Source organism: Streptomyces sp. NPDC047042 (assembly GCF_040644035.1).
Taxonomy (GTDB): Bacteria; Actinomycetota; Actinomycetes; order Streptomycetales; family Streptomycetaceae; genus Streptomyces.
In genome coordinates this window covers 47,664-64,573 of the sequence record NZ_JBEYVP010000031.1, presented here as the reverse complement: position 1 = coordinate 64,573, position 16,910 = coordinate 47,664, and the positions used below count along the sequence as shown (strand labels likewise).

Sequence of the window (16,910 nt, the reverse complement as noted above, 5' to 3'; positions counted from 1 at the left end):
GCCCCCGCTCCGGCCCTGAAGGGGCCTTGTCCTCAAGCGCCGGACGGGCTGCTGGTGTCGGCCGGGGCTGAAGAGATATGGCCGATCACACCAGGCGTACGGGTTTTTCTGGGCGTACTCCTGTTGTGCGGAGCCAGGTTTCCAGGGGGGTTGGGTCGCCCGTTTCTATCAGGGTGAGGATTTTGGGGCCCAGGTCTGCCGCTCGTTCGCCGTTCAGGAGGAGGGAGGGGCCGTCCAGCCAGTCCAGGCCCGGGGTCGCGCCCGCCGTGTCCATCGCCGCGCAGCACACCATCGCGGTGACGTGATCGGCGAGCAGTTCGCGGCCCGTGCGCGGGGGCTGCAGCGGGAACAGGGGCAGCGATCCGTCGTCCCGGAGGGACGTGTCCGGGGTCTGCTGTCCGCCTGCCGGTGTCGCCGCCTCCTCTCGGGCGACCTCCGCGCTGAGCCCGGCGGCGAGAGCCTCGCCGCGTTCGCTTGCGACATCTTCGTACTCGTCGTGCTCGTCGTGCTCGTCTCCCACGGCACGGTCTGTCGCTGTCGCGGGGGGCTGGGGTGTTGTCAGGTGGGTCATCACCCGGGACAGGGTCGGGGCGTCGGGGGCCTGGGGCTTGGGGGTTGTCGGGGCGGACTCCAGGGTGTCCAGGACTCGGTGCAGGCGCGCCGCGTCCGTACGCCACTTGCGGTCGACCACCTCGTCCGGGTACTCCAGCCAGTCGACCGGCGCCCAGTCGGGGCCGGGCTCTGCCGGGCCGCCGTGGAAGAGGCGGGCGGCGAGCAGGGAGGCCGCCTCGTCGACCAGCCCGGGCTCCTCGAGGAGGTCGCAGGCCGGGCGTTCGCCCAGCCGGGACGTGAAGCCCTCGGCCAGCCTGTCCCGGCGGGACAGTTCCGTGAGCGCCGCGACGACGCCGGCGTCCAGCCGGGCGGGCCAGCGGCCCATCCGCCAGGCGGGCAGCGCGACCCGGGTCAGCAGCCGGTCCCAGCCCGCGTACGCCAGACCGACCTGCTCCTGTGCGACGATCCGCAGCCCGTAATCCACAGCCTGTGCACGCTCGGCGGCGGCCGCCGCGACCCCCCGCTCCATCTCGGACGCGTGCACCCGGCAGCTGCGCAGCAGCACCCTCGCCACCCAGCCGACGCCCGCGAGCGCCGCACGGGACACCGGCCCGCGCTGGGGCGCCCCGGCCACGGCCACCGCCGCGTCCAGGCCCCGCACGAAGCGCCGCGCCGCCGCGATGTCCGGGTGCGCCGAAGGCCCCGTACCCGCGACGACCGGGGCGAGGACCGCGCGCAGCTCGGCGACGCGCATCCACCACAGGAACGGCGAACCGATCACGAGGACGGGCGACGCGGGCACCGACGTACGCCGCCGCTGCCCCTGGAAAGCGGGACGCAGGCCGCGTACACCGGATATCTCGTCGCGGCCCTCCGGGGCCGGCGGGGCGTTGGCGGGGTGGGTACGGTCCTCCAGCCAGCTGTCGCAGTCCGGGGTGAGCGCTATCGCGGAGGGCGCGGGAACGCCCAGGCGGTCGGCCAGGTCGCGCACCAGGTGATAGAGGTCCAGCGCCGATTCCTCGGCGATCGGGACCGTGGGGCTCATGGCCGGACGGGCGCGGGCGACGACGAGGGCGATGCCGGTGGCGGCGAGGAGTACGACCAGTGCGGCGACGCTCGTGATCCAGCGGGCGAGGTCCCAGCCACCGCCCACCAGATGGCCGCTGGAACCCCCTGCCATCAGCACGACGGCGACGGCCGCGGGCAGCAGGGCGACGGCCAGGGCCCTGCTGCGGATGCGCAGCACGGCGAGGGCCCGGGAACGCGCGACCTGCGCGCCCGCCTCCACACCCATACCGGTCACGACCGGATGTCACCCCCTACCTTTTCCGCACACACCTGACATTGCTCACTCCCCCACTGTGGCACCCACCACTGACATCGCAATGCCGGTGGGCCAAGTGCCGGAACGCTTGCGCCGCACCATAGTTGGGGCCCCGGTCCTCGTCAGCCGGATGGGGGATCGGTCACTCGATGGAATGGCTTTGGGGAGAGGTGGATGACACGCGGTGATGGTGAAGTGCCGGCTGGGTGGGGGTCGGGGGCGGTCTGGGACGGCCTGCGGACGGCCAGCGGATGGCGTGCGGACGGCCTGCGGACGCGGCAGAGAACACTCTCGGGCCCCGCATCCTTAGACGGATTCGGGGCCCGAGAGGTTCATCGACGTGTGGGGGAACTGGAGGGCGTTACTCCCCTGTTGACGCCTTCGCCGCCTTTGCCGCGATGTCCGTGCGGTGCTGGGAGCCGTCCAGGTAGATGCGGCCAAGAGCGGTGTACGCGCGGTCGCGGGCCTGGTTGAGGTCCTTGCCGGTCGCCGTCACGGAGAGCACCCGGCCGCCCGCGCTCACGATCGCGTCGCCGTCGCGCTTCGTACCCGCGTGCAGGACGTACGCGTGCGGCGCGTCCTCGGCGGCGACGTCGGCGAGGCCGGTGATCGGGTCGCCGGTGCGCGGGGTGCCGGGGTAGTTGTGCGAGGCGATGACCACGGTGACCGCCGCGTCGTCGCTCCAGCGCAGCGGTTCCAGGTCGGCGAGGGTGCCGTTCGCCGCCGCGAGGAGGATGCCCGCCAGCGGGGTCTTCAGCCGGGCCAGGACGACCTGGGTCTCCGGGTCGCCGAAGCGAGCGTTGAACTCGATCACGCGGGTGCCGCGCGAGGTGATCGCGAGGCCCGCGTAGAGGAGGCCGGAGAAGGGGGTGCCGCGGCGGCGCAGCTCGTCGACCGTCGGCTGCAGAACCGTCTGGAGGACCTCGTCGACCAGCTTGGGGTCGGCCCACGGGAGCGGCGAGTAGGCGCCCATGCCGCCCGTGTTCGGACCCTCGTCGTCGTCCAGCGCGCGCTTGAAGTCCTGGGCGGGCTGGAGCGGGAGGACCGTCTCGCCGTCGGTGATCGCGAAGAGGGAGACCTCGGGGCCGTCGAGGAACTCCTCGATGACGACGCGCTCGCAGGAGTTCGCGTGCGCGGCGGCCTCCTTCAGGTCGGCGGTGACCACCACGCCCTTGCCCGCCGCGAGTCCGTCGTCCTTCACGACGTACGGGGCTCCGAAGGCGTCGAGCGCCTCGTCGACCTCCTCGGGCGTCGTGCAGACGTACGAGCGGGCAGTGGGGACGCCGGCTCCCGCCATGACGTCCTTCGCGAAGGCCTTGGAGCCCTCCAGCTGCGCGGCCTCCTTGGAGGGGCCGAAGACCGGGATGCCCGCCTCGCGCACGGCGTCGGCGACCCCGGCGACGAGCGGCGCCTCCGGCCCTACGACGACCAGGTCGGCGTCCAGCTCCAGGGCGAGCGCCGCTACGGCCTTGCCGTCGAGGGGATCGACCTGGTGCAGCTCGGCGACCTCGGCGATGCCGGCGTTGCCGGGGGCGCAGTGGAGCGCGCTGACGTCGGGGTCGAGGGACAGGGAGCGGCACAGGGCGTGTTCGCGGGCGCCGTTACCGATGAGGAGGACCTTCACGGGGGTCAGCTTAGTGGGCGGGGTGGGGGAGATTCGGCTGGGTTGGTGCGGGCCTCGCCGGGCGCTGCCGCCCCCGGGCCCCCGCTCCGGCCCTGAACGGGCCTTGTCCTCAAGCGCCGGACGGGCTGGTGGGTGGGCCCGGGGTGGACTGGCTGGGCGCTGGTTCCACTACTCGTTTACTCGTTCGAGAACTCCTCGACCACCGTCGCGCCCAGTTCTCTCACGATCAGTTCGTGGCCGGAGAGGGCGGACTCGTCGAGGTCGGGGTCGTCGTCCTCGGGGGTGTCGTCCTCGGGGGCGATGGGTGGGGGTTCCGGGGCCTGCGAAACCGGGGGGGCGGAGGGCTGGGGGCGGGGGGCGCCGGATCCCTGGGGGGCGGACGGTGCGGGGGACGCGGGCGGGGGCTGCTGGTGGGTGGCGGGCGGTGCGGTTGGGGCGGCGGCGCTGTAACCGCCACCGCCACCGCTGTATCCACCGCCGCTGCCGTATCCACCGCCTTGTCCACCGGCGCCGTAAGCGCTCGGGGCGCCGCCTCCGCCGTAGCCGCCGGGCGCGCCTGCTGTGGGGGCCGCCTGGCCGCCGCCCGTCGGGTCGACGATCGCCTCGATCCTCCACTGGACGTTGAACTGTTCCGACAGCGCCTGCTTCAGCACTTCCTCGCTGCCGCTGCTGGCGAAGTTGTCCCGCGCGCCCGCGTTCATGAAGCCGAGCTGGAGGGTGGTGCCGTCGAAGCCGCTGACCTGGGCGTTCTGGCTGAGCAGGATCCAGGTGAACCGGCGGCGGTTCTTCACCGACTCCAGGATGTTCGGCCAGAGCATGCGGGGATCCAGGCCGCCGGGGACGGGGGCGCCGGCCTGCGCGACAGGGGCGGGTGCGGGGGCATGAGCCGGGGGCTGGGACTGGGCGTAGGGCGCCGCCGGGGTGGGTGCGATGGGTGCGGCAGGGGACGGGGGCTGGCCGCCGCCCGCTGGTGTCGCCGTGGGCCAGCCTCCGGGGCGGCGGCCACTGCCCGCGGCGGTCGCGGTGGGCCAGGCGCCGGGGGCGGTCTGGGCGGGGGGCTGCGTGGGGGCTGGTGCTGCCGGAGCTTGGGCTTGGGGTTGCGGTTGTGTTTGCGGTTGGTGCTGGGACTGGGGTTGGGGTTGGAAGGGGGCCTGGGGCTGCGCGGCCGGCGCGACACCGCCCGGGTCCGTCGTAACGGGCACTCCGCCTCCGCCGGCATTTGGCGCCCCCGGGGACACACCGGGCATGACCGGCGCACCCGGCGTCGCCTCCGCGCCTCTCACCGCCGCCCGTGCCGCCGCGACCCCGCCGCCCGGCGGAATCGGGGCTCCCATGGGTGCGCCCGCCACCGCGCCCTCGTGGGCACCGGGTCCCGGCACGTACCCCATGGGGATACCGGCGCCGCCCATGCCCATCGCGGGACCGCCGGAGAAATTGACGCCGCGCTCCAGTTTGTCGAGGCGGGCCATGACCGAGCGCTCGTCGCCGTACGCGGCGGGTAGGAGCACGCGCGCGCAGATGAGTTCCAACTGGAGACGGGGCGAGGTCGCGCCCCGCATCTCCGTGAGGCCGTCGTTGACGAGGTCGGCGGCGCGGCTGAGTTCGGCGGCGCCGAAGACGCCGGCCTGGGCCTGCATCCGCTCGATGACGTCCACCGGGGCGTCGATGAGCCCCTTCTCCGCCGCGTCCGGGACAGCGGCGAGGATCACCAGGTCGCGCAGCCGTTCGAGCAGGTCGGCGACGAAGCGGCGCGGGTCGTTGCCGCCCTCGATGATGCGGTCCACGACCTCGAAGGCCGCAGCTCCGTCGCCGGATGCGAATGCCTCGACCACGGAGTCGAGCAATGAGCCGTCCGTGTAGCCGAGCAGGGAGGTGGCCATGGCGTACGTGACGCCTTCGGCTCCGGCGCCGGCCAGCAGCTGGTCCATGACGGACATCGAGTCTCGTACGGAGCCGGCGCCGGACCGTACGACCAGGGGCAGCACGCCGTCGGCGACCGGGATGTTCTCGCGCCCGCAGACCTCGGCGAGGTACTCGCGGAGCGTGCCGGGCGGGACCAGCCGGAAGGGGTAGTGGTGGGTCCGGGAACGGATCGTCCCGATGACCTTCTCGGGTTCCGTGGTCGCGAAGATGAACTTGAGGTGCTCCGGCGGCTCCTCGACGACCTTGAGCAGGGCGTTGAAACCGGCCGACGTGACCATGTGGGCCTCGTCGATGATGTAGATCTTGTAGCGGCTGCTCGCCGGTCCGAAGAAGGCCTTTTCACGCAGGTCACGGGCGTCGTCCACACCACCGTGCGACGCCGCGTCGATCTCGATGACGTCGATCGACCCCGGCCCGTTGCGCGCCAGGTCCTGGCAGGACTGGCATTCGCCGCAGGGGGTCGGCGTGGGCCCCTTCTCGCAGTTCAGGCAGCGCGCCAGGATGCGCGCACTGGTCGTCTTCCCGCAGCCGCGCGGCCCGCTGAACAGGTACGCGTGATTGACCCGGTTGTTCCGCAGCGCCTGCTGCAGCGGGTCGGTTACATGCTCCTGCCCGATGACCTCGGCGAACGACTCCGGGCGGTAGCGGCGGTACAGCGCAAGGGACGACACGCATACGACGATATCGGGCCCCACTGACAGTCGACCCCGCCCGCCCGCTGACCCCGCGGGCCCGGGCACACGGAAAGACCCCCCACGCACCCGCCAGAGCCAACCTACCCTTGCTGCCTTCCGGCCCTGGGGGAGTTCAGTCAGATAGCGCCGCGTGAGGGGCTGAGGCCCAGCGTACCTGATCGCCGGGGGCCGGAACGAGTTCGCAAGCACCGCCCACCGTCATGTAATGTTCCCGGCGGAGGATTCGCCTAGAGGCCTAGGGCGCACGCTTGGAAAGCGTGTTGGGGGCAACCCCTCACGAGTTCGAATCTCGTATCCTCCGCCATTGCTCTCACCGGGCAATACGTCGAAGGGCCCCACCTCAGGGTGGGGCCCTTCGACGTTGTCCTCAGACCTCGTTGTCCTGGTTTTTGTCCACAGTGGGTGTCTCCGGGGATCCCCAGATGGCTTCGGCGATCTTCCGGGCAACGTCCTTGAGCATGGCGTCCGGCACATGGAGGTACCGCGCCCGCATGCTCGCGGACGTGCCCGGCTCCCACCCCATGATCTGATCGATGACGCGGGCCGGGACACCGAGCAGCATGAGCACGGTGGCGGCGGTGTGCCGTGCGTCGTGCAGCCGCCCGTTCCGAACCCCCGCGTCTTCCAGTAGCCGCTTCCAGTCGTGGTAGTCCGTGTTCGGGCTCAGTGGACCACCTAGCGGCTTGGTGAACACGTAGTCCGACTCGGTCCACAGGTCGCCGGCCATCTTGCGCTCTCGCTCTTGCGTCTCGCGGTGTGCACGGAGCATGGCAACCAGCGGGCCGGGCAGGGGCACGGCGCGGCGGCCCGCGCGGGACTTGGTGTTCTTGGTCTCGCGCCGCACCTGCACCTTGGCGGGGCAGTACCCCGCCTTCCGGCCGCACGGTGAGGCTTCCGGGCACCCGTGCTCGTACCGGGGGCGCAGACGGTTCCGCCGCAGCTTCAAGTACTCGTTGGCGAGGTCGACGTCAGACCAGCGCAGTCCGAGCGTCTCGCCCTGCCGCAGACCGAGCGCGAGCGCGAGCATCCAACGGGCGCTGTTCCGGCGCTTGTTGGCTTCGAGCAGCAGGCACTGCACCTCATCTACGGAGTAGGGCTCAACCTCGGATTCGTCCTCTTCCATGCGGGGCGGCTTGGCCAGCGCGGCGGCATTCTTCGCCGCGTAGCCGCGCCGTACGGCCTCTCCCAGCGCGGTTCGGGCGGTGCGGTGAGCCTGGTGAGCCGTTCCGGCCTTGCGGGCCCCGTTCGCCTGCATACGGCGGTACAGGCTTTCCAGGTGCTCGGGCTGCAAGCGGTCAAGGCGGTGCTTGCCGATACCGGGCACGAGGTGCACGCGGACGGCCACCTCGTAGCCGTCGTACGTGTTCTCGCTGACGGTCGGCTTGGCGATGTTCTCGACCCAGTGCTGAAGCCACTTATCAACCGTCCACGCCTTGCCCGGCTGTTGCGCCGAACCCGCGTCGCGCTGCTTCTCCAGCTTCTTGACTTCCGCGACCAGGTCCTCGCGCGTCTTGCGCGTCAGGTGCCGGCGGTACGGCTCCCCGTTGTCCTTGTAGCCCATCGGTACGCGAGCGTGCCAACGCTCGTCTTTTCCGAAGTAGATCGCGGATTCGCCGTTGGCACGGCGGGTGCCCTTCTTCTTCTCTGCCACAGGCAGGCTCCTGTTTCTTCGGTGTCGGGATGGAGACCGGGGCGGCGGGCTGTCCTGTCCGGGAGTGCTGCCGCCCCGGGGTGGTCAAGCGGCTCGTTTGGCCGCGCGTCGGCGAGCGAGGTATTCGGCGGGTGCATCCGCCGGGACGCGGCGGAGTCGGCCGATGTCGATGGACTCCAGTTCGCCGGTGCGGATCAGTGCGAAGCACGTTGTGCGGCCGATGCGGAGTCGGCGGGCGGCCTCTTCGACTGTGAGGAGAACCAGGGTCGTGTCGTCGTCGGCGGGGGTGGCGAGGGTGCGGTGTTCGTCCATGTGTCGCTCCGGTGGGGGCTGAGTTCATGGGCAGGTGCCGCCGCACAAACCGCAAAATCCGCAGAAAAGCCGGGGATGGCCGTTGACCTGCGGTGTTGTGGTGTGCGGGTGGTGGTGGGTGGTGCTCCGCAAAAATCCGCGATATTCCGCAAAAATCAGGGGCGGCCGTCGGCCGGTCCTGGGCGGTGGGGTGGTGCTCGGTTTTTTTGCGGAATATCGCGGGATTGTGCGACGGACCCCCGGCCGAGATGGGGCAGGGGTCGCTTCGCAGGTCAGTGGGGGTGTCCGGGGGTTATTGCGATTTTGCGGTTTGTGCGGGAGGGGTTGGGTGCGCGGCCGGGGTCACCGGCCGTTCTGTCGCAGGGCGGGGTGGGCGAGTAGGCGGGGTGCCGGGGGACGTCCGCGCTTGCCGGTGCGCTCGGGTTGGTAAGAGCGCAGGTATCCGTGGTCTTCCAGCAGTGCGAGCGCCGGTTCCAGGTCGGCGACCGTGGGCACCTCGCTGCGGGACAGGGCGGTGAAGACGTCCCGCCGGCTGACGTCCTCCCATTCGTTGTCCCTCAGGGCGTCCAGGACACTGCGGGCGCGGCCCATGACCGGGTCGGCGCCCATGGCGTCGAACACGGCGAGGGCATGGGCGGTGTAGTACTCCCCCAGCTCGATGGCCGCGCTCATGGTGTCTTCGGTGACGGGGTGGGCGTAGCCGTTGCCGCCGTGTTCGGCGAGGTGCAGCAGCGCGGCCATGCGGGCGGTCGCTCCGACGAGTTTTCCGGCCCAGTCGGTGATGTGGCCCAGCTTCCCGCCGCGCTCCTTGAGCCACGGTTCGACTCGTTCCTGATAGGCGATCAGGGCCGCGCTCGCGTCGGGGGTGAGCTGGATGACGGCCGGGTCGGTCCAGTCGGCGAGGGACAGGGTGAGGTCGATGACCCGGGCGGTGTAGGTGGCGGCCGTCGGTTCGGGGACCGGGTCGGTGATGACCTTCCGCTCGCCGACCGTCGACACCGGCAGCGAGTACAGGAAGCGGCCCAGCAGTCCGCGACCTTTCCCCCCCTTGATCTTCCCCATGTCCAGCAGCACATCGGGCTGTACGGCGAGTCCCATGGTCAGGGCGGGGGCGTCGACGTACTCGCGGCGGGTTTGCCGGTTGACCCTCAGGCGCCCTCCGGCATGGCCTTTGAGGAAGACTTCCATGTTGGGACTGCCCGAGTAGCGGCCGGCGATGATGTCGAAGATTCCTCCTTCATCGCTCATCACCGACAGTCGGCCGCCTTGTTCGGCGATGAGCGAGGTGACCGTCTCGGGGGTGCAGTCGTCCGCCAGCAACAGGGGTTCGGCCGGCACGGTGAGCGTGTCGGCGGTCTGCGCGAGACCGACGGCGGTCTTCACCATCTCGTCTCGCTTGTCGCTGTCGGCGGACGCGGCTTTGACGGTTGCCTTGTCCGCCGCTTCCTTCGCCAACCTCGCCGTCAGCTCCGCTTCCACGATCCGCGGCTTCATCGCCGCCTGTAGTTGTTTCTCCGCCTCGTACAGCGGGTCGGTCAGCAGCCCGAAGACGGCCGACTTGCGGTTGCCGGGCGGGAGCGCCACCACCGTGTAGAGGTTGGTCGGCTCGCGCCAATGACCTCGTACGTGGACTACCGACCGGCCGCCGGCCGCCGTGGCGAGCACGGCGAGGGCGACCGAACCGGCGAGGTCGACCGGGGTCTGTGTCTCTTCCGCGACGGCCGCCACGAACTCCCCCAACCAGGTGGGGAAGACGTGGGCGGGAAACCCCGGCCGCTCACGGCGACCGGTGAGAGGAATGGGGTCCTCCCACACATCCGGTGCCGCGTCGTCCTCGCCGGGCGGGTCTTCCAGGGTGGGCAGTCCGGCCCATAGGTCGGGGCTGTCCACAGGTTGTGGAGTCATGACACTGCCCTCCCTTCGGCGGTGGTGGTGTGGGGGCAGACGCCGACGCTCACGCGGGCGCTCAGCCTGATGACGGCGGCACGGCCCCGGGCGCGTTCGTGATGCCCACAGGCACAGAGCCAGTCCGCGACCGGTACGCCCTCGCACTGGATCTGAAAACCGGGGGTGATGCCGGTGATGGTGACCGTCTGCGGGTCGGAACCAACGGCAGAAAGGACGCCCTTGCGGGCGGCGACCTTCGGTTCGCCCACGGACGGCTGTAGCGGGCCCTGTACGGCGCCCTGAGTGCTGTTGGTGGGGGTTCGGGATGCTTTGTTCATGCCGCGCGCTCCACAGCCGTCTCAAGGCCGTTGGCGACCGCGCGGCGGGCGTAGGGCTCCGGGACGCCCACCAAGACGGCGGCCGTCACGATCTCCTCGCCGATGGCTGCGAGTCCGCACGGTCCGGGACATGCGGTGTGCTGTGCTGCGAGGAACCGTGCGACGCCGAACGCCTGTGATCCGGCGCCGGATTCGGTGCGGGCCCGTACGAGGGTGAGGCCGCGTTCCAGGCCGGTTCGGACGTAGCGCTCGGTGTGGCGGCACCCGGTGGCCACCTCTCGCGACCAGGTTGCGCGGGCGGGAAGAGAAGAGTCCACCTCCCCCGGGGCGGGGGTGGTGTCTTCCTTCACCAGCAGCGCGCGCACGGCCGCCGGGAGAACGGCCATACGGCCGGACCCGGGTCCAAGCCAACGGGCGTACTGCGTCAAGGACTTGATATCGACGCCCGGCCGGACCGCGTTCGACGACCGCATGGCGCCCCGGTAGATCCAGTGCTCGCCGCGCGTCGTCCGCACGGTCCGGGTAGGGGGCAGGGTCGCGCGGGCCCATGCGACGGCCGCCGCGTTGTCCAGGTCGACGACCGTCAACCCGGCCCCTCCGGGGTGGTAGGCGACCGTTGCCGCCTCACGCCATGCCGGCGCCCACGGGGGCGAGGTGAGGACGTGCGGGTCAGTGGTCGCTGCCGCCCACCCGTGGCACGGTGCCGGGCACTGGCAGGGGCCCGCCGCTTTCATGTTGGGTCGGTCGCCGCAGACGCTGTCCTTGCAGGAACGGCAGTTGCCGAACGGGAGCTTGCCCGCTCGCAGGGGCAGGACGGGGACACCGGCCGCCGCGAGGGCGAGGGCGACGTGCAGGGGGTTCGTCGCGGCGTTCACGAGATCAGATCCAGCGGACGCGGCCGGGACGGGGCGCGCCCCGTTCGAGTGGCAAGGGCTGAGAAGCCCTCGCCGGACACACGCAGTTGAGTCATGCTGTAGGTCTCCTGTTCTGCAACGTCGGGATCGGAGACCGTGGGCGGCGGGCTGTCCTTGTCCGGGAGTGCCGCCGCCCACGGGCAGAGCTAGAAGGGCGGTTCGTTGCTGTAGCCGCCGGGACCCCACGGGTCACGGCCGTTGTCGCGGCGACGCCACCACCGGGGCCGGCGCGGCAGGGGCATCAGGTACCAGCGGCGGGTCTCGTTCCAGCAGCCGCAGGGCTCCCACTCGTCACCGGCGTACTCGCCGTTGTCGTCGCCGTAGGGGTGCTCGATGCCGCCCAGTCCCTCGCAGTTGAAGCAGTCCGGGCGGGGTGTGTCGGTCAAGACCAGGGACCGGTGAGGCCAATGGGCGACCTGAACGCGGAGTCGGATCACGGGTGTTGTTCTCCCTTGTCAGCCGTAGAACTTGTTGCGCTTGACGACCGCCTTGCGGATGTTGACCGTCGTTCCGCCACGGCTCCCGCTCGCGCTGAACACCTGCACGGCGATCCAGCCGCCGAAGATGACGGCGGCGAGGATGACGAGTTGGGTCACCAGGGCGGTCAGGACGGCGATGAACGTCGTGAGCAGCAGCAGTCCGCCGCACACGGCGAGGAACCCGACGCCCCCGAGGGCGACGTTCACGGCCGCGCGGGAGACGGCCGGCTTGGCGGTGACGACCGGGTCGGGGTGGGCGGGGTTGAGGGTGTAGCCGGTGACGACGCGGCCGTCGGGGAGGACGACACTCGTCACGGCCGGGATGGTGCCCGGCTGCATCGGCATCAGCGGGGCGGTGTGGGCGGGGGTGAGCGGGGTGGGGATGTGGACTTCCACGGCCGCCCTGTCGCGTCCGGTCGGACGGCCGTACGCGGTGGGTTCGTTCATGGTGCTGGACTCCTTTCGGATCAGCGGCCGACGCCGGGGACGGCGTCGGTGAACGCGGTGACGAGGTCGTTGATGGTGTGGGCCGCGCCGGTGTTGGCGAGGTAGAAGCCGAAGAGCGCGACGGCGACGACCGCGCCGGCACCGACGGCCTTGAAGCGCAGCAGCAGCGCGACGACGACGGCGAGCAGCAGAACGAGCGGGATGGTGATGACCACGAGTTGTCTCCCGGCGGGGTCAGCGGGTGCCGGCGCGGTAGGTGCGCGCGGCGCGGTTGTAGATCCAGCGGCCCACGCGTATGCGCTTGCCGGTGGCGTCGCAGCGTCGGCAGTCCTTGCCGCGCTTGGTGTTGCCCTTGCGGTCGGTCTTGAAGCCGTGGCCCATGCCCTCGCACTTGCGGCAGTCGCCGAACGGGCTCAGCCAGCACTTGACGACGTAACCGAGGGTGACGAACAGCAGGAATGCGGTAGCGAGCAGTACAAGGCTCATCAGGGGCCTCTCAGAGGGGTTGGAGGGGGTTTCCGCAGGTCGGCCGCTACGTGCTAGCGGCCTGATCAGGGGTGGTTTGGGTCGCTAGCAGGGTTGCTACCGGTAGCGACGTGTGCCGCTACCGGTAGCAGGCTGCGGGGACCTATCCGGCGTCCCGCTTCTTGTTGCGCTCCGTAATCGTGGTGGCGATGTCGTCGCGCTTGATGCCGCGCTTGTTGACCTGTTCGCCGTCGATGCGCCGGCTGATCTGCACGGTGCCGATGCCGAACGGCTTGAGCGCGGCGGTGAGTGCTTCCGCCTTGGGTTTGGGCTCCATCTCGGCCCACGGGCCGTAGACGTCGGGGCGGAGGTCGGCGAGTCGGTCAACGACCGTTTCGGACCACACCTTCGTCTCGCCCTTGCCGAGCACGGCCGCGACGTCGTCCAGGATCGTCGCGGACGTCTCCGGTGCCGGGCTCTCGCCGACCGCGTCGCCGGACAGCGTGCCCTCGGCCTCACGCAGCGCGGCGGCGCGGGTCAGGATGCGTTCGGCGTCCCGGCCGTCGGCGAGGTACGTGCGCACGATCCCCGAGTCGTCCGACATGCCCTTGAGCAGACCCACACCCTTGTGGGACTTGAGCAGCTTGGACGCGTCCAGTCCCTCCGAGTACGACCCGGCGCCGAGGATCGTGTCCGACACCTGGTAGGCGCCGACCCGCAGCGCGAACCGGGCCTGATGCTGGTCCCGCAGCTCCGAGGGGCACGCCTTGTCGTCCGGCTTCTGCGTCGCGGTCATCACCGAGACGCCGACGGCCGGCGCGACCCGGGCGAGGTAGACCATGAGGGACAGGATTTCCTTGCCGTGCTCGGGGTGGGTCAGGTACTCCTGCACTTCATCCACCACGAACAGGGTCAGGGGCATGTTGAGCTTCTTGTCCCGGCTGATCTCCGGGGTGAGCTTGCCCTCGGGGCAGACGTGCAGCGGCAGTTCGGAGAGCCGGTGGTAGCGGTCTTCGACGTCCGCCTTGAGTTCCCGCAGCGAGGTCAGCAGGTGCTGAACGGGGTCGAACCCGTTCTTGGGCACGATGCCGAACCCGATCCGGTGGGCGACCTTCGCGAACGTGCGCCAGTCCGGCGACGCCTTCCCGTCGAACAGGTACAGCCGCACGTACGGGTCCAACGCGGCGGCGAGGGCGATGGTGCGGGCGGAGAACGTCTTGCCCTGACGCGGGACGGCGCCGACCAGCAGCGACAGCCACAACATCGTGGCCATGACCGGGTTGCCGCGTTCGTCGACGCCCCACGGGAAGGGCTTCCAGAAGTCCACCCTCGTTGCCCCCAGCAGCGGGGACTTGCCCGACGGGACGGCGAGCGGGTCACGGTCGGCGATCCAGTACGACACCCGACGACCGCTGGTTTCGTCCTTGTCCAAGAACAGTTGGGTCGGGGCGATGTCCATGCCGGACGCGAGACGTGCGTGCGCCTTGAGCGCGTCTTCGAACGTCTTGCCGTACGGCAGGTCGACGACGACCCGCCAGCCGTCCCCGTCCCGACCAATCGGCCGGGGGAACGAAATCGACTGATCCTTGGCCGTCAGGCCAGCCGCCTCATGCGCGCGGATCACGATGTCCGAGGACAGCTTGCGCTTACGGAACGTCACCTTGGCCATGTCAACCAACGGCCGGTCCGCCGGCGCCCCCGCCACACCCAGCGTGGTGGTGAACGCGGCGATAACCAGCATGAGCAGCCACGACGGCGCCATGACGTACAGGGTCAGCGCGGCGGCCAGACCGACGAAACCGCCGACCGTCGCCACGATCCCCCGCAGCCTGACGCGGTCGTTGCGCTGCCGCGACAGCTTCAAGTACTCCGCCGCGTCCTCGTTCGCCACGGACGCGATACGCAGCGACTTGCCCTCCGCGTCGAACACCCACCGGCCGACCGCGGTTGACCAGCGCCACGCTCCGCGCGGCGAGTACATGCAGATCTTCGGCGTGTAGACGAGCGGCAGACGTACGGCGTGGTAGCCGGCCACTGCCGAGTAGTGGCGAACTGCCCACTTGCGGACGGCCGTTCGCTGGTCAGGGAGCTTCACCCAGTCCGGCAGGACCGGCATACGGGCCTTGTCCCGTGCCTCCATCCACTCGCTGACGGACGGCGGGTAGACCTCGCGCGGCGGGTCGACCGGGGCACCCTCGGCAAGTCCCTCCGTCTCGGGGTCGTCGGCGTCGGGGAGTTCGGCCTGCCACTCCCCGGGCTTGACCGCGCCCTCGCCGGTCGGCGCCGGCGGGTCGGTCTTCTTCTTCAGCGGGAACGGCACGATCTCGGCCGTCGGCTGTTCGGTGCCCTCCGGGTCCCCGGGGGGCGTGAAGGTGGTGGTTTCCGTCACGATGTACGCACTCCTTCGGGAGTCGAAGGGTCCGGCCGGCTTGCTGTGGAAGGTCGGGCGGCCGGACCCGGGTTGTGGTTGGTTCAAGCGGCGCGCTGTTCCTCGGGATAGGCGCAGGTCACACAGGCTCCGAGCGAGGTGGGGATCACGTATCCGGCGTCCCGGCCGCACTCGGGGCAGCGGCGGCGGGCGGCATTGGCTTTGGCGAGCGCTGCCCACCTCGCCGGGGTCATCGGCCGCACCGGACGGGCGAGGTCGACCCGGTACAGGTAGGCGGTCAGCGGTTCGCGCCGGCGGCGCGGCCGGAAGAGTTGAGCCGCGATGTCCTGACCGCCCGGCCGTAGTCCACGGATGCGGAGTTGGCGGCGGGTGGCCAAGTCGTCGGGGGCGCAGCGCCACGGGTAGGTGGGGATGCCGAAGCGTTCGCCGTCCGGGTCGAAGCAGTCGGCGAGGGTAAGCCGCTTCACGCGGCCTTACCGCCACCGGCCGCGCGTTCGGCGAGGATCGTGTCCCGCAGCGTCCGCGCGTTCGCCGGCGAGGTGTGGAGTTCGCGGCGGATACCCTCCGCCGTGACCCGGCTGTCCGGCCAATCGGCGGTCGCGGTTCGGGCCTCAGCGAGCAACTGATCCGCCGTGCGCTTCGGCCGGGGTGATCGGGCCACGGAGGGAACCCGGCCGGTTGCCCGGCGGGATCGCGGGGAGTCGGCCGCTACCGTCCGCCGCCCCGTCGACCCGGCCGACGTCCGGTCGGTCTTCACCGGTACCGGCACGATCGGCGAGGTGATCGCCGCAACCGGCTTGAGGGGAAGCGTCGGCTTCACGCAGTCGACCGCCACCGGATCGGGCACCGAGAATCGAGTCAGCACCACTGTCGGCACCGGGGTCGATTCCCGCAGGTCAGCCGTAGACCGTTTCCTGATGGTCTCGGTAGATTCCTCCGCATTCGTGACCAGGGCGGGGACCGGGTCGGTGCCGCCGAACATCGACGCGAGGGCGGCATCCGCACCGGCGGTGATCCGGTCGCGCTGAACGTCCAGCAGCCTCGATCCGAGCGCCGCGTCCCCGACCCCGACCTTGCGGGCCAGACGCCATGACGCCCGCTCCGACCGCTTCCTGACCCGGTCGGCCGGATGCTGAGCGGCACGAGCGCGGTGGTAGGCGAGGGCTTGGACGGTGTCGGCGGTGCGCCGCTCGTTCTCCGCGTCGCGGCCGTCGGTGTGAACGACGATCCGCCGCGCGAGAAACGCCATGCCCTCCGCCGATACGGACATGCCCATGGGGGTCAGGGCGTAGATCACGGTACGCCCCGGGTCCGGCGCGGCCATGGCGCCCATGACGGCGGCGGCGGCCGGCAGTGCCCACAGTCCGATCCGTACGACGCGCGGAGAGGACTGTCCCAGCATGGTCAGACCCAGCAGCACCAGGGCGAGGACGGCGGTCGCGCCCTCGCCGGCGGCGAGGGCACCGAGGGCGGTTCCCTTGCCGTAGGCGTGCCCGATGTTGCTGTAGGTGCCGATGCCGCCGATCACGCCCGTGGCGAGCATCGGCACGAACGCGGCCGTCAGCACGCCGATCTGAACCCTTGTCAGGGGCTTGCGCGTCTCGCTCATGCCGCTTCCCCCGTCCCCGAGCGCAGGGCGCGAGCGGAACGCAGGAAGGGGACCGTGCGGGTCAGCGCGTCGGCGTACAGGGCGTCCCAACCGGCGATCTCGTCACCGGCCTCACCCATCGCGGCCAGGTCGGCGAGGACGTCACGGGCCGCGTCCTCGCGGGCCGCGCGGTCGTCGTCCGTCTCGGACTCCAGCGGGCCCCGGAACAGGTCGACGTCGATACCGAGCGCCAGTTCCGCGAACTCCAGGTCGCCGAACGCTTCCTGACCGGCGATGAAAGTGCGCATACGCATGGTGGGGT

At 70.9% G+C, this 16,910-nt stretch carries 16 protein-coding genes, 1 tRNA gene and 1 other RNA gene; 1 reads left to right on the top strand and 17 read right to left on the bottom strand.

Annotated features, from left to right (window positions below; translation table 11 throughout):
• Positions 1–85: 85 nt before the first annotated feature.
• The 4 genes from ABZ855_RS32265 to ffs all read right to left on the bottom strand — a co-directional run bounded on the left by ABZ855_RS32265 (position 86) and on the right by ffs (position 6,258).
• A complete protein-coding gene (locus ABZ855_RS32265) occupies positions 86–1,846 on the bottom strand; it encodes a hypothetical protein (RefSeq protein WP_360813048.1) in 1,761 nt (586 codons plus the stop codon).
• A gap of 391 nt (positions 1,847–2,237) precedes the next feature.
• On the bottom strand, positions 2,238–3,500 hold the full coding sequence (gene purD, locus ABZ855_RS32260; RefSeq protein ID WP_360812921.1) for a phosphoribosylamine--glycine ligase: 1,263 nt from the start codon (positions 3,498–3,500) through the stop codon (positions 2,238–2,240).
• Between the two features lie 176 nt (positions 3,501–3,676).
• Complete coding sequence (locus tag ABZ855_RS32255) at positions 3,677–6,094, bottom strand: DNA polymerase III subunit gamma and tau (protein WP_360812919.1); 2,418 nt, start codon at positions 6,092–6,094, stop codon at positions 3,677–3,679.
• Between the two features lie 73 nt (positions 6,095–6,167).
• Positions 6,168–6,258: signal recognition particle sRNA small type (gene ffs, locus ABZ855_RS32250), an RNA gene on the bottom strand.
• A gap of 76 nt (positions 6,259–6,334) precedes the next feature.
• Here ffs and ABZ855_RS32245 point away from each other — a divergent pair.
• Positions 6,335–6,422 (top strand) — tRNA-Ser (locus tag ABZ855_RS32245).
• A 63-nt stretch (positions 6,423–6,485) separates the two neighbouring features.
• Here the strand turns inward: ABZ855_RS32245 and ABZ855_RS32240 are convergent.
• The 13 genes from ABZ855_RS32240 to ABZ855_RS32180 form a co-directional block, all read right to left on the bottom strand.
• Positions 6,486–7,769, bottom strand: a complete 1,284-nt coding sequence (locus tag ABZ855_RS32240; RefSeq protein ID WP_360812917.1) for a tyrosine-type recombinase/integrase — start codon at positions 7,767–7,769, stop codon at positions 6,486–6,488.
• Between the two features lie 84 nt (positions 7,770–7,853).
• Positions 7,854–8,081 carry an excisionase family DNA-binding protein gene (locus ABZ855_RS32235; RefSeq protein WP_360812915.1) on the bottom strand — a complete coding sequence of 76 codons (228 nt, stop codon included), beginning with the start codon at positions 8,079–8,081 and terminating at the stop codon, positions 7,854–7,856.
• A 342-nt stretch (positions 8,082–8,423) separates the two neighbouring features.
• On the bottom strand, positions 8,424–9,971 hold the full coding sequence (locus ABZ855_RS32230) for a YfjI family protein (protein ID WP_360813046.1): 1,548 nt from the start codon (positions 9,969–9,971) through the stop codon (positions 8,424–8,426).
• Positions 9,972–9,982: 11 nt separating this feature from the next.
• Complete coding sequence (locus tag ABZ855_RS32225) at positions 9,983–10,306, bottom strand: hypothetical protein (protein ID WP_360812914.1); 324 nt, start codon at positions 10,304–10,306, stop codon at positions 9,983–9,985.
• Complete coding sequence (locus ABZ855_RS32220; protein ID WP_360812912.1) at positions 10,303–11,181, bottom strand: bifunctional DNA primase/polymerase; 879 nt, start codon at positions 11,179–11,181, stop codon at positions 10,303–10,305. The genes ABZ855_RS32225 and ABZ855_RS32220 overlap by 4 nt, the downstream gene beginning before the upstream one ends.
• A 185-nt stretch (positions 11,182–11,366) precedes the next feature.
• Positions 11,367–11,657, bottom strand: coding sequence for a hypothetical protein (locus tag ABZ855_RS32215; RefSeq protein WP_360812910.1), 291 nt, complete (start codon positions 11,655–11,657; stop codon positions 11,367–11,369).
• A gap of 18 nt (positions 11,658–11,675) precedes the next feature.
• Positions 11,676–12,146, bottom strand: a complete 471-nt coding sequence (locus ABZ855_RS32210) for a hypothetical protein (RefSeq protein ID WP_360812908.1) — start codon at positions 12,144–12,146, stop codon at positions 11,676–11,678.
• Between the two features lie 20 nt (positions 12,147–12,166).
• Positions 12,167–12,361, bottom strand: coding sequence for a hypothetical protein (locus tag ABZ855_RS32205; RefSeq protein WP_360812906.1), 195 nt, complete (start codon positions 12,359–12,361; stop codon positions 12,167–12,169).
• 19 nt (positions 12,362–12,380) lie between these two features.
• Positions 12,381–12,632: a hypothetical protein gene (locus ABZ855_RS32200; RefSeq protein WP_360812904.1), complete on the bottom strand. Its 252-nt coding sequence runs from the start codon at positions 12,630–12,632 to the stop codon at positions 12,381–12,383.
• Positions 12,633–12,774: 142 nt separating this feature from the next.
• Positions 12,775–15,000, bottom strand: coding sequence for a cell division protein FtsK (locus ABZ855_RS32195; RefSeq protein ID WP_360812902.1), 2,226 nt, complete (start codon positions 14,998–15,000; stop codon positions 12,775–12,777).
• Between the two features lie 83 nt (positions 15,001–15,083).
• Positions 15,084–15,467 carry an RRQRL motif-containing zinc-binding protein gene (locus tag ABZ855_RS32190; protein WP_360812900.1) on the bottom strand — a complete coding sequence of 128 codons (384 nt, stop codon included), beginning with the start codon at positions 15,465–15,467 and terminating at the stop codon, positions 15,084–15,086.
• Positions 15,464–16,609: a conjugal transfer protein gene (locus ABZ855_RS32185; protein ID WP_360812898.1), complete on the bottom strand. Its 1,146-nt coding sequence runs from the start codon at positions 16,607–16,609 to the stop codon at positions 15,464–15,466. Before ABZ855_RS32185 ends, ABZ855_RS32190 begins: the two co-directional genes overlap by 4 nt.
• Positions 16,606–16,896 (bottom strand): hypothetical protein, encoded by a 291-nt coding sequence (locus ABZ855_RS32180; protein WP_319213249.1) that lies wholly within the window; start codon positions 16,894–16,896, stop codon positions 16,606–16,608. The genes ABZ855_RS32185 and ABZ855_RS32180 overlap by 4 nt, the downstream gene beginning before the upstream one ends.
• Positions 16,897–16,910 lie beyond the last annotated feature (14 nt).

Coding starts and splice junctions, on each gene's coding strand:
- ABZ855_RS32225 (WP_360812914.1), bottom strand. CDS start 10,306: ATGAACAAAGCATCCCGAACCCCCACCAACAGCACTCAGGGCGCCGTA.
- ABZ855_RS32200 (WP_360812904.1), bottom strand. CDS start 12,632: ATGAGCCTTGTACTGCTCGCTACCGCATTCCTGCTGTTCGTCACCCTC.
- ABZ855_RS32265 (WP_360813048.1), bottom strand. CDS start 1,846: ATGGGTGTGGAGGCGGGCGCGCAGGTCGCGCGTTCCCGGGCCCTCGCC.
- ABZ855_RS32210 (WP_360812908.1), bottom strand. CDS start 12,146: ATGAACGAACCCACCGCGTACGGCCGTCCGACCGGACGCGACAGGGCG.
- ABZ855_RS32235 (WP_360812915.1), bottom strand. CDS start 8,081: ATGGACGAACACCGCACCCTCGCCACCCCCGCCGACGACGACACGACC.
- ABZ855_RS32185 (WP_360812898.1), bottom strand. CDS start 16,609: ATGAGCGAGACGCGCAAGCCCCTGACAAGGGTTCAGATCGGCGTGCTG.
- ABZ855_RS32180 (WP_319213249.1), bottom strand. CDS start 16,896: ATGCGCACTTTCATCGCCGGTCAGGAAGCGTTCGGCGACCTGGAGTTC.